Below are 11,546 nucleotides of genomic sequence, written 5' to 3' on the forward strand. Positions count from 1 at the left end.
CGCCAGCGCCAGCGCCGGAACCGGAACCGCAACTGGAACCGCAACCGGGATCGGGATCGGTGGCGTGCGCGGGACGGCGGAGGACAGCCTCGTGTTCTCCGCACCCCGTGTCCACGCCTACATCGCCGCCGGCCTCGCGGACCCCGGGACCATCGGCACCTGGCCGGCCGACGGAACAGGCACCGACTCCGGAACGGGCACCGACGCCGGAACGGGGAGCGACGGGGGCGTGGGGTGCGAGGCCGACGCGGCGATCACCCGTGCGCTCGACCTCGACGCCCTGCGCCGATTCGCCGGCTTCGTCACGATGGTGCGGCAGAACCCGCTGCGCCGCGTCCTGCCGCTCACCCTCGCCGCCCTCGCCCGCGCAGACCTGGAGATCGAGGTGTTCGCGGACTACGCGCCCCGGTTCACCAGCCTCTCCCGGCGCGGCGGACTGGACCTGCGCCTCCGGCTGACCGCCTTCGCCGGGTTCCTGGAAGGCCGGCTCGCCGCGGACGACCCGGCGCAGGCCCTGGTGCTGGACGCCCTCGGGCACGAGCTCACCGTCGAGCGGCTCCGCCACGCGACCGGTGAGCCCTTCACCGCCCCCGGGGCGCCGCGGGCGGACTCCGTACCCCGCCCGGCCGGCGCACACGCGGTCCGGGAGGCGCTCCACCACCCGCGCGCGCTCAAGGAGTTGATCGAATCCGACGCCGTCGCGCCCGGGGCTGCACCCGCCGCCGCTGCCGAGCCCGGCCCGGCGTCCCCCGGCGTCCGCCGCGACGAGGACGGACCCACCCTCCTCTACTGGCGCGACGAGGGCACCCAGCGGGTGCACGTCACCGGGATCACGCCGCTCGCCGGCTACCTGCTCGGCCTGGTCGACGGCCGGGCCACCGTCGACGAGCTCGCCCGCGGGCTCGGCGCGGTCACCGGGGAGCGCTGCGACCCGGGCAGCCTGCTCACCGTCCTCCAGGGCTTCACCGAACTGCGCCTGCTGACCTTCACCGGCGCGGCCCCACCCCCGATCGGAGAGAGCCCGTGCGTCTGATCCTCGTCGACAACATGGTCCTGCCCGGCCACCACGACCTCGGCGCACTCGACGTCCACCCCCACCTCGGGCTCGTCTCGCTCGCCGCCGTCGCCCGCCGGGCCGGCCACCACGTCACCGTGTACGACCCGAAGCGCCTGGTCCGCTCCGGGCGGCTGGACTACGACACCACCCTGTACCGGCGGGCCGCCGCCGAACTGCTCGCCGACCGGCCCGACGCCGTCGGCTTCACCACGCTCGGCTGCAGCTTCATCTTCGCGCTGCGGGTCGCCGAGGAGCTCAAACGCACCGCGCCCGACCTGCCCGTCCTGCTCGGCGGCCCGCACGCGACCATGCTGCACCGCGAGATCCTCGAACGCTTCGGCTGCTTCGACGTCGTGGTGCGCCACGAGGCCGAGGAGACCCTTCCGCCCGTCCTGGAGGCCCTGGAGCACCGCCGGTTCTCCCACATCCCCGGCGTCTCGTGGCGCACCGCGCCGTTCGCCGCCGACGTGCGGATCACCGAGGGGCGCCCGCTCGTCACCGACCTGGACACCCTCCCGGAGCCGGCCTACGACCTGTACCCGGTCGACGAACTCCCCCTGGACTACCTGCGGGTGGAGGCCGGCCGGGGCTGCCCGTTCAGCTGCACCTTCTGCTCGACGGCGACCTTCTTCCAGCGTTCGTACCGGCTGAAGTCCCCGGCCCGCCTGGTCGCAGACCTCGACCGGCTCCACCGGCGGTACGGCACACGGGACTTCAAGCTCGAACACGACCTGTTCACGGTCAACCGCCGCAAGGTGCTGGACTTCTGCGACGCCGTCCGGGACCGCGGCTACACCTGGCGGGTCTCCGCCCGGGTCGACTGCGTGGACGCCGAGCTGCTGGAGCGGATGGCCGCGGCCGGGTGCGTCGCCCTCTACCTGGGCATCGAGACCGGCTCGCCACGCCTCCAGCAGATCATCAAGAAACGGCTGGACCTCGGACTCCTCCCGGCCGCTCTCGACCACACCGAACGCCTCGGCATCGCGGCCACCGTCTCGTTCATCACTGGCCACCCCGAGGAGGAAGCCGCCGACCAGGACGCCACCCTCGACCTCCTCGGCGACTGCCTCCGCCGGCCGCGGAAGGCCTGCACCACCCAACTGCACGTCCTGCTGCCCGAACCCGGCACGGCGCAGCACGCCGCGCTCGGCGGCCGGCTGCGGTACGACGGCTACCGCACCGAGTTCAACGGCTGGCTGCTCGGCGAGGCCGACGAGACCTGCGTCCGCGAGCACCCGGACCTCTTCCCCACGTACCACTACTACCCCGGCGCGATGCCGCGCGAGGACCACGTCTTCGCCGTCGACCTGCACCGCGCCGTCACCGAACTCGGGCACACCGTCGCCGCCTACCTGCTGCGTCACTTCGACGGCCGGCTGAGCACGTTCACCCGGCGGGCCCGCGACTGGCACGGCCGGACCGGCTGGGAAGGGCCGGTGGACACCGGCTTCGTCCGGGCCTTCGTCGCCGACACGCTCGGCGCGGGGCACCACGCCCACTCGCTCGTCCGGTACGTCCGGGACCTCCGTGCCGCCCGGCGGCCGGCCAGCCCCGCCGACGGCGGTGGCGGACGGTACGCGCTGTCGCCACGCGCCGTGCTCTTCGACGGGATCCACGACTGTGCCACGCTGCTCGGGCGCATCGCGGCCCTGCCGGCCGACGGTCCGCCGCTCGGCGAGCCCGAGGCGGGCGGGGTCGGCTGCCGCGTGGTGCTCGCCGCGGACGCGGGCTGCCGCGACTACGCGATCGACCCGGCGACCCACGCAGCCCTGAGCCTGTTCCGCGAGCCGCGGACGATGGGCGAGGTCCGCAGCGCGCTCGGTGAGCTCGCCGGCGGCTGGGAGCCCGGCGCCGAGCACCTGCAACTGCTGGCCGACACGGGGGTCATCGTCCCCGCCGGGCGGCGGGCGGAGGCGGGCGTCCGTGGCTGAGCGCTGGACGGCCCTCGACCTGGTCGAGGGGTTCCACCTGGCCCACGCCGTGGCCGCCCTCCACGAGGAGGGCATCCTCGCGGCGCTCGACCGGCCCGGCCCCGCCGAGCATCTGGCCGAGCGCGCCGGACTCGACGCCGCATGGCTGGCCACCCTACTCGACTACACGGCCGCCCGCACCGAGCTGCTGGAGCACACCCCCGACGGCTACCGCGCCACGCCCCACTACGACGCGCACGCCCGCGGCCTGCTCGACCAGTACATCGGCGCCTACGGGCCGAACGCCCGGCAGCTGCGCGCCCTCCTGCGCGAGCCCCGGCACGCCGCCGCCACCGTCGACCGGGCCCGGCACGCCGACGCCTTCGCCGGGTTCGACCGCTCCCCGGCACTGGGGCTGATGGCCGAGGTCATCGCCCAGCTCGGCCTCGGGCGCCTGCTGGACCTCGGCTGCGGGACCGGCACACTGCTCATGGACCTGGCCGGGCGTGACCCGGACTTCACCGGCTGGGGCGTCGACGCCAACGCCGCCATGTGCGGGCGGGCGCGGCGCCGGCTCGCCGAAGCCGGCCTGGCGGGCCGGGTGACGGTGCTCCACGGCGACTGTTCCCACCTGGAGAGCGCGCCGGCGGCCGGGATCAGGGAGCAGGTCGAGACGCTCTCCGCCGCCAGCCTGCTCAACGAGTTCTTCGCGGACGGCCGGGCCGCGGCCGTCGGGTGGCTCCGACGGCTGCGCGAGCTGTTCCCCGGCCGGGCGCTGATCGTGGCGGACTACTACGGCCAGGTCGGTCGCCGGGAACCGCCGTGGCCGCGCATGCACGCCCTGCACGACGTGGTCCAGGTCATCTCCGGCCAGGGCGTGCCCCCGGGCGACCGCGCCGGCTGGGTAGAGGTCTACCAGGAGGCCGGGTGCCTGCCCGTCCACCTGATCGAGGACGGGCGGGGCACCTTCTTCGTGCACATCCTGCGGCTGTGAGACCCGGCGCACCGGCGGCCGGGAAGTCGACACGCCAGCGGCCGGGCACCCGGGCCGGACCCGTTCGCCGGAACCTCCGGGGAGTCGCGCGCCGGATCCGCGCCGGGGAAGGGCCGCCCGAGTACGTTCCTCCGCGGGCCGACCGGCGCGGCGGTGAGGGGTGCGGCCGTGCGTGGTGCAGCAGCGACCGGTGCGGCAGAGATCGGGCCGGCCGTGACCGCTGCGGCAACGACCGCTACAGCAGTGATCGGTACGGAAGTGACCGCTACGGCGACGACCGCTACGGCGACGACCGCTACGGCAACGACCGGCGCGGCAGAGGCAATCGACCAACAGACAGGCAGGGACCACGATGGAGAACACCGGGAACGGGACGCCGACGGTGCACGAGGCCGCGGCGGCACGGCGACTGGACGCCCTCTTCAAGGCGATGTCGACGGACTTCCTGCTGCGCGAGCAGTTCGTCACCGACCCCGCGCAGATCATCGCGGAGTACGTGCGCGGCACCAGGCTGACGCCGCAGCAGGCGGACACCGCGAACCACTTCGTCTACGCCGTGATGTCGAACCCCGCCCTCGTCCGCTGGCTCCGCGAGCAGATCCTGACGCACCGCCGCGAGGACCGCCGGCCGGACGCTCTGCTGGCCGACTTCGGCCGCGCGGTCGTCGAGCACCGCGCGGAACACGTCGTCGGGGCACTGCTGCGCAGCTCCGCCGAACAGGAGCCGATCGTCGGACTCGACTCCTTCGTGCCGTCGGTCCTGGTCGGCAGCCAGGTCTTCCGTGAGTCCACCGCGACCGAGATGTCCACGGGCGCCGACCCGCTGACCGAGCAGAGCGGTACCCACGTGTCGGCCGTCGTCGAGGTCGCCGACCCGCTCACCGAGCAGAGCGGCACCCACATCTCGACGGGCGGCGGCGGGACGGACCCCCTCACCGAGCAGAGCGGCACCCACGTCTCGATGCTGGAGGACCTCGGCGACCTGCGGGAGATCCTCGGGGCCGGCCGGGACTCCGTGGCACTGGCCGAGCTGATGCGATTCGCGACCCGGCTCCGCGACCGTGGCCTGCTCGGCCCGGTCGGGGCCACCCGGTGACGCCCGGCCGGGGCCACCCGGTGACGGCGACGCCGGCCCCCGCCGCCCGCGCCCGCGACCTGACGGCCGGGCTGGCCACGAACGGCCGGATCGACGAGTGCTTCGACCTGTGGCGCCGGCCCGACGTCGCCACCCCCGGGAACCTCGCCTGGCTGGACCGCCTGGCCTGGCGCGCGCTGGACGCCGGGGACCTCCGCCTCGGCGGCGACTACGGCCGGCTCTTCGCCTTCGCCCGCTGGCGCAGCGGCCTCGACCCGCAGGGCCGTCCGGCGCCGGAGGGGGAGGGGGCGCTGCCCCCGGTGCCCGTGCCCTACCTGTCCGTCGCCAAGCTGCACCACGACATCGAGCAGTTCCGCCACCTGCGCGGGCGCGGTCTGCTCGGCAGCGGCTTCGACACCGTGATCGACCGCTACCGCCGGATCGCCGACCGGCTCGCCGAGCAAGGGGCGTCCGGCCAGGTGCCGCTCACCGGCGCCGACGACGAGGCGATCGGGCAGGTCTACAACAGGCTCGTGCACGTCGGCACCGCACCCCGGCTGGAGCGGGCGCTCTCCGACGGCTGGGACCCCGCCGAGGTGGAGGAACGCTACCTCGGCGACCAGGCCGGCGTGGTGGTCATCGACGACCTCCTCACCCCGCGGGCCCTGGAAAGCCTGCGCTCCTTCTGCCTGGAGTCGACCGTCTGGTCGGCCAACCGCTACGCGCACGGCCGGCTCGGCGCGTTCTTCCGGGACGGCTTCAACTGCCCGCTGCTGCTCCAGATCGCCCAGGAGCTCCGCGACGCGCTGCCGCGCGTCATCGGTGCGCGGTACCCGCTGCGCCAGCTCTGGGCGTTCAAGAACGGGCACGTCCTGCCGCCGGGAGGGAACACCCACGCCGACTTCGCGGCCGTCAACGTCAACTTCTGGATCACGCCGACCGAGGCGAACCTCGACCCCGGCAGCGGCGGGCTCCTGGTGCACCGCGCGGACGCCCCGCCCGACTGGGACTTCGCCACCTACAACGGCAGCCCGGAGGTCATCGGCTCCTACCTGCGAAGCCGCGACGTCCGCTCGGTCGAGATCCCCTACCGGGCCAACCGGGCCATCGTTTTCAACTCGGACCTCTTCCACGCCACCGCCGGCGTCCGCTTCAAACCCGGCTACGAGAACCGGCGGATCAACATCACCATGCTCTACGGCGAACGCGCCGACGACGTCCACCACCGCAACCCGCAGGCGGACCCGGAGATCGGTGCCCGCACGGCGGCGACGGCCGCCGACGGAGCGTGGCGCTCGGCGGCGTTCGCGCGTGCCCGCGGCACCCGCCGATGACCTCGCAGTACGGGCAGGACCACTTCGTGCTGCGGGCGTTGAACGGCATGCGCGGCGGCTTCTTCCTCGACTCCGGGGCGTCCGACGGCGTCGTGGTCAGCAACACCCGTGTCCTGGAGCAGGCGTTCGGCTGGACGGGCATCTGCGTCGAGCCGAACGCCTCCCTCTACGCCGAGCTGGTCGCGAACCGGCGCTGCCACTGCGTCAACTGCTGCCTCTACGAGCGGGACGACGACGTCGAGTTCGTCGAGGCCGGAACCATCGGCGGCATCCTCGACGAGTACCACCCCGCCCTGCTCGACCGCGCCCGGAGCCTCCTCGGCGCGTCGCCGGGCGGTCCGCCGCCGACGGTCCGCAAGCCCGCCCGCACCGTCCGCTCTGTGCTGCGCGAGTACGGCGCTCCGCCCGTCATCGACTACTGGAGCCTGGACACCGAGGGCTCGGAGCTCACCATCCTGCGCAGCTTCCCCTTCGACGAGTACACCGTGCGGGTCCTGACCGTCGAACACAACTGGCTGCCCGCCCGCGCGCTGGTCCGACGGTTCCTCGAAGCGCGGGGCTTCCGCTGGGCCGCGGCGCTCGGCTGCGACGACTGCTACGTGAGCGAGCGGCCGGGGAGCGTCCGCCCGGGTGACGGCCTCGGGGTGGACGGCTTCGGGGTGGACGGCTTCGGGCCCGGGGGCGCAGGGTCCGGAGGGTTCCAGGGCGTCGGAGCCGTCGGCGGCGCCTGGCGCAGCCCGGTCTGGCACCGCCGCTGACGTGTCCGGGCCGGCTTCGGCCGGACGGCGGCGATCACCTTCCGCTTCCGGCGGAGCGGTCAGCGTGCGCTCGGCGGCAGTCGGGTCTCCGGATCCAGCTCCGACCGGGACGTCCTGCAGCGCTCGGGCGAGGTCGACGGTCGGTGACCAGGCGGCCGTCCTCGTGGCGCATATCGGGCATGTCGGACCATACTGGGGCCATGGCAGAGAACGCCCAGTCGCCGCGTCATTCGAAGCTCACGGTCAAGGGCCGGGATGTGCGGTTGCGGACGATCGGGATCGGGGTCCTTGCGGTCCTCGCGATCTGGTTCATCGCCGTGAACACGGACTCCGTGGCCATCACGCTCTGGGTCACGACCGTCACCCTGCCCTTGTGGGCGGTACTCACGGTGACGCTCGCCACCGGGCTGGTCATCGGTTGGTTCCTCGCGCGCCGGCGCGCCAGGCGGTGACGGTGGCCGCCACGGTGCGGGGCGGAGCCGCAGGCCGGAGCGTCCGGCCCGGGAAGGGCGGAGGATGGAGGCGTCGCAGGTGCCGGTCGCGGCGCAGCCCGCGCCCTGCCGGTGCCGAACGCCCGGATCCGGAAGGACCGCACGATGTTCGAGGAACGAAGGGCTCGCCGAGAGGCCAACCACGCCTTCGAAAGCGGTGAAGGTGTTACCCGGTACTGCATGCAGCAGAAGATGATCGCCATCGGCGACGACTACTGGATCGACAACGACGCCGGCGACCACGTCTACAAGGTCAACGGGAAGGTCATGCGAGCCCGGCGGACCTACCACATCGAGGATCCCCAGGGCCACCGGGTCGCCACCGTCCAGAGCCGGCCGATGCGGATCAAGGACTCCATGGCCATCGACGATGCGGACGGACATCGCGTCGCCGTCGTCAAGAAGGCCATGGTCAGCCCGGTCCGCGACCGGTGGAGGATCAAGCAGGAGAGCGGCGTCGAGCTCACGGTCGAGGGCAACGTCCTTGATCACGAGTACACCATCGAGCGCGACGGCTACAAGATCGCCGAGGTCTCCAAGAAGTGGTTCCGGGTCAGGGACACCTACGGCGTGGACATCGGTCCCGATACCGACCACACCACCGTCCTCGCCGCAGCCGTTGCCATCGATTCGATGGCTCATCCCGGCGACTGAGCCTGCGCCACAGGCGGTGACCGCCGCCGGTCGGCTGGCGTTCGTGGCGGGTCGTGGATCCGCCCGCCGGGGTTGCCGGGGCCGCCGGGACCATGGCGCTCCTGGCGGTCGGTGAGCCCCGGCGGCAAGGTCGGCGCGCTCATCGGGCGCAAGTGGGCGTTCCTGAGCGGCTGCGCCCTCCACGGCTGCGGGTCCCGCCCACACGGACGACCAGGGCGGGCCGATCTGCCGCGACTGTGCCCCCTGACGGCGGCCGTAGGCGCCCACCGCACGGAAAGCGTCGGTGCCACGAGTACGCCCGGAACGGACGGGCCGGCGGTCGGAGGCGTGGCGGTCGGCCGTGCATTGGTGGTTTGTGGGCGTGCCCGCCCGCCGGGTGCCGTCGCGCCGGGTGCCGTCGGGCGTTGTCGGGTGAGGAGGGCCGTCCGGCGTGGTGTCCTCAGGCGCCGAAGACGGCGACCGGGTCCCCGGTGTACCAGGTGTTGTCGATGCGCATCCGGCGGATGAGCCAGCGGCTGCCGTCGCGCACCAGGTCGACCGTGTAGGGGTTCTTGAGCAGGGCGTGCGTGCCCGGGTCGGCGGTGAGCAGGTGCTGGGCCTCGACGAGTGCGGTGAGGCGGGCGGTGTCCCCGTCGACGGTGATGCGCGGGTTGGTGACCTGGTGCGTGGTGTCCACCCGGCCGGTGAACATGGCGAGGATGGCGTCGACGATGGTGTCCCGGCCGACCATCACCGGAGGCTTGCCGCCCCAGCGTGCGGCGGCCGGCCGGAAGTCCAGCTCCGCGTCCGCGGTGAAGGCCGAGGCGAACAGCTCACGGTCCTTCAGGTCCTGGCCGAGTCCGAACCGGTAGAGGGCGTCGGTGATTTCGGCGCGGTCACGCAGTTCGGCGACCACCGCGGCGGTGTCGGCGGGCTGCGCGGTCAGGGCGTGGTGGGCGGTGGTGTTCATCGTGTTCTCCTGTGGCTGACGGAGGTCGTGTTCGATGTCACCCACTCTGCCGCGGTGATCGCTGGCGACCAATGGCCGTCTGCGCAATGATCGTGAACTAGGGCTTAACGACGGGAGGGCGCATGATCGAGCGGCACGAGGTGGAGGCGTTCCTGGCGCTCGCGGAGGAACTGCACTTCGGCCGCACCGCCGAGCGTCTGCACGTCTCCACCGCCCGCGTCAGCCAGACCATCCGCAAGCTGGAGCGGAGGGTGGGTGTGCCGCTGTTCCTGCGCACCAGCCGCCGCGTCGAACTCACCGTCACGGGTGCACAGTTGCGGGAGGATCTGGGGCCGGCCTGGGCGGGGGTGTGCACGGCTCTGGAACGGGCCGTCGAGGCGGGGCGAGGGGTTTCCGGCACCTTGCAGGTCACCTTCGTCAGCGCGGCCGCCGCACAACTCCTGGTCGGTGTGACCAAGCTGTTCCGCGAGCGGATCCCCGACTGCGAGGTGCGCATCCGGGAGGTGCAGGCGGGACAGCTCCTGCCGTGGCTGCGCTCGGGTGAGGTGGACCTCGCGCTGAGCACCCTCCCCGCCGGCGAACCCGACATGGCCGCCGGCCCGGTCCTGGTCCGCGAGGCGCGGATGCTCGCCGTTCCCGTCGACCATCCCTTCGCCCGCCGCGGCACCGTCTCGGCCGACGACCTGGCGCGCGTCCGCCTGGTGCAACTGCCGGACCACGGTGCCGAACCGCCCCGGCGGTCGGGCTCCGCCACGCCCACCGCTCCCGGTCCGACGGCCGGGACCTTCCAGGAGGCGCTCACGCTCGTCGGGGCCGGGCAGGGGGCCCTGCCCGTCGGTGCCCACACCAGGCGCTACTACGCGCGCCCCGACGTCAGCTACGTACCCATCGACGACGCGCCGCCGCTGGAATGGGGCCTGATCTGGCCGGCGGACCGCTGCACCGTCCGGGTCCGCGCGTTCGCCGACGCCGCGGTGGATCTGGTCGACGGTCACGGCTGAGCGCTCGTCGGCGTCGGCCACATGAGCCACATCAGCCGCATCGGGAGCCGGCGGCCGATCGGGCGCTCCCCGGGCGGAGTCCTGCGGGCGGCGTGTCACGCGTGGTGCGCCGGTGGAGGTCGTCACACTGACGGCGTGCCCGCAGACCCGACACGCGGCCCGGTCCGCATCAGCCTGGTGATGTCCGCCCTGACCGTGACCGCCGGCGCGGTCGACGCGGTCACCTTCCTCGGGCTGGGGCACGTCTTCGCGGCACTGACCACCGGGAACGTCCTGCTGCTCGCCTTCGGGGTCGCGCAGACGGCCGGGGTGCAGGTCGGCCGTCCGGCCGAGGCCCTGGGCGCCTTCGTGCTCGGGGTCGCGGCAGCCCACGCCGCCATCGCGGGAGTGGGCCGGCGGGGGCGGCGCTGGTTCCTGCTCGTGCTGGCAACCGAGGCCGCGATGATCGGCGCCGGCGGTGGGTACGCCGTCGCTGTCGGCGGAACCGGCGCCCTCCCCGACCACGCCGTGACCGTCGTCGTGGTGCTGATCGCGGGGGCGATGGGATGGCGCAGCCGCGGGATGCTGGAGGCGGGGGTCCCCGACATGCCCACCACGGTGATGCAGATCGCGCTGGTGAAGATCCTGGCGGACCTGTTGTCGTCGGGTGCCACATCCTCGGGCGCCGCGTCGTCGGGCGCCGCGTCGTCCCGGGGCCCGGCGCTCGCGCGGGCACGGCGCGGCGCGGCGCGACCGTCCTCGGCATCTTCGTCGGCGGTGTGGCCGGCGCGCTGCTGCTCCGCCTCGGACCGGGGCCCGCGCTGCTGGTCATTGCCGGCTTCGAAGCCTGCGTGGTGACCGCGTACTTCCGCGTGCACCACCTGCGGGCGCCTGCGCGTCCGCTGCCCGTGCGGTCGTAGCGGGCCTGCGACCGGCCGGTGGGCGGGGAGCCGGTCCGGCACGCCGGAGCCTTCCGCCGCTCAGAGGAGCGAGTACTCCTCGGACTGGCGGTCGATGAGCAGCGGGGCGATGCCGTCCAGCACGAGCGCGCGGTAGTGGTCGCTTTCCCGGTGCGCCGCGTGTGCGTTCCGGTCCTCGTACTCGGCGATGACGACGAACGCGGCGTGGTCGCGCTGCGAGCGCACGGCCCGGAACGCGAGGACGCCGGGTTGTGCGACAGCGGCGTCCGTGAGGGCGGGCAGCAGCCCGGCCACGCGCTGCTCGGAGCCGGGGGCGGCGAGCCAGTCGGCGATGACGACTATGGACATGATCGCGATCCTTCGGGTGCCGGCGCCGGGGGAGCGGCGCCTCGGGCGGAGCGGTGGTGCCGTGCCTGACCGGAGG

The 11,546-nt window shown here is 73.7% G+C and carries 12 protein-coding genes; 10 read left to right on the forward strand and 2 right to left on the reverse strand.

The features are described 5' to 3' along the window. Positions 1-91: 91 nt before the first annotated feature. The 8 genes from ACFC1F_RS33425 (at position 92) to ACFC1F_RS33460 (ending at position 8,273) form a co-directional block, all read left to right on the forward strand. Positions 92-1,033 (forward strand): hypothetical protein, encoded by a 942-nt coding sequence (locus tag ACFC1F_RS33425; protein ID WP_376164012.1) that lies wholly within the window; start codon positions 92-94, stop codon positions 1,031-1,033. Next, entirely contained in the window at positions 1,024-2,988 is a 1,965-nt protein-coding gene (locus ACFC1F_RS33430) for a B12-binding domain-containing radical SAM protein (RefSeq protein WP_376164014.1), read from the forward strand. Before ACFC1F_RS33425 ends, ACFC1F_RS33430 begins: the two co-directional genes overlap by 10 nt. Then, positions 2,981-3,961 (forward strand): methyltransferase domain-containing protein, encoded by a 981-nt coding sequence (locus ACFC1F_RS33435; RefSeq protein WP_376164016.1) that lies wholly within the window; start codon positions 2,981-2,983, stop codon positions 3,959-3,961. Before ACFC1F_RS33430 ends, ACFC1F_RS33435 begins: the two co-directional genes overlap by 8 nt. A gap of 352 nt (positions 3,962-4,313) precedes the next feature. Next, positions 4,314-5,057 (forward strand): hypothetical protein, encoded by a 744-nt coding sequence (locus ACFC1F_RS33440; protein ID WP_376164018.1) that lies wholly within the window; start codon positions 4,314-4,316, stop codon positions 5,055-5,057. A 20-nt stretch (positions 5,058-5,077) separates the two neighbouring features. Next, on the forward strand, positions 5,078-6,370 hold the full coding sequence (locus tag ACFC1F_RS33445) for a hypothetical protein (RefSeq protein ID WP_376164020.1): 1,293 nt from the start codon (positions 5,078-5,080) through the stop codon (positions 6,368-6,370). Next, positions 6,367-7,128, forward strand: a complete 762-nt coding sequence (locus ACFC1F_RS33450) for an FkbM family methyltransferase (protein WP_376164022.1) — start codon at positions 6,367-6,369, stop codon at positions 7,126-7,128. The genes ACFC1F_RS33445 and ACFC1F_RS33450 overlap by 4 nt, the downstream gene beginning before the upstream one ends. Positions 7,129-7,328: 200 nt before the next feature. Continuing rightward, positions 7,329-7,580 carry a LapA family protein gene (locus ACFC1F_RS33455; protein ID WP_245206132.1) on the forward strand — a complete coding sequence of 84 codons (252 nt, stop codon included), beginning with the start codon at positions 7,329-7,331 and terminating at the stop codon, positions 7,578-7,580. Positions 7,581-7,799: 219 nt separating this feature from the next. Beyond that, positions 7,800-8,273: an LURP-one-related/scramblase family protein gene (locus tag ACFC1F_RS33460; RefSeq protein ID WP_376164024.1), complete on the forward strand. Its 474-nt coding sequence runs from the start codon at positions 7,800-7,802 to the stop codon at positions 8,271-8,273. Between the two features lie 439 nt (positions 8,274-8,712). Here the strand turns inward: ACFC1F_RS33460 and ACFC1F_RS33465 are convergent, their stop codons facing one another. Continuing rightward, positions 8,713-9,222, reverse strand: coding sequence for a nuclear transport factor 2 family protein (locus tag ACFC1F_RS33465; protein WP_376164026.1), 510 nt, complete (start codon positions 9,220-9,222; stop codon positions 8,713-8,715). Positions 9,223-9,344: 122 nt separating this feature from the next. Here ACFC1F_RS33465 and ACFC1F_RS33470 point away from each other — a divergent pair, with 122 nt between their 5' ends. Together ACFC1F_RS33470 and ACFC1F_RS33475 are read left to right on the forward strand one after the other, a co-directional pair. Further along, positions 9,345-10,223 carry a LysR family transcriptional regulator gene (locus ACFC1F_RS33470; RefSeq protein ID WP_376164028.1) on the forward strand — a complete coding sequence of 293 codons (879 nt, stop codon included), beginning with the start codon at positions 9,345-9,347 and terminating at the stop codon, positions 10,221-10,223. 135 nt (positions 10,224-10,358) lie between these two features. After that, a complete protein-coding gene (locus ACFC1F_RS33475; RefSeq protein ID WP_376164030.1) occupies positions 10,359-11,060 on the forward strand; it encodes a DUF1275 family protein in 702 nt (233 codons plus the stop codon). Between the two features lie 122 nt (positions 11,061-11,182). Here the strand turns inward: ACFC1F_RS33475 and ACFC1F_RS33480 are convergent, their stop codons facing one another. Continuing rightward, complete coding sequence (locus ACFC1F_RS33480; RefSeq protein ID WP_376164032.1) at positions 11,183-11,470, reverse strand: putative quinol monooxygenase; 288 nt, start codon at positions 11,468-11,470, stop codon at positions 11,183-11,185. Between the last annotated feature and the right edge of the window lie 76 nt (positions 11,471-11,546).

This window comes from Kitasatospora sp. NPDC056181 (assembly GCF_042266225.1).
GTDB lineage: Bacteria > Actinomycetota > Actinomycetes > Streptomycetales > Streptomycetaceae > Kitasatospora.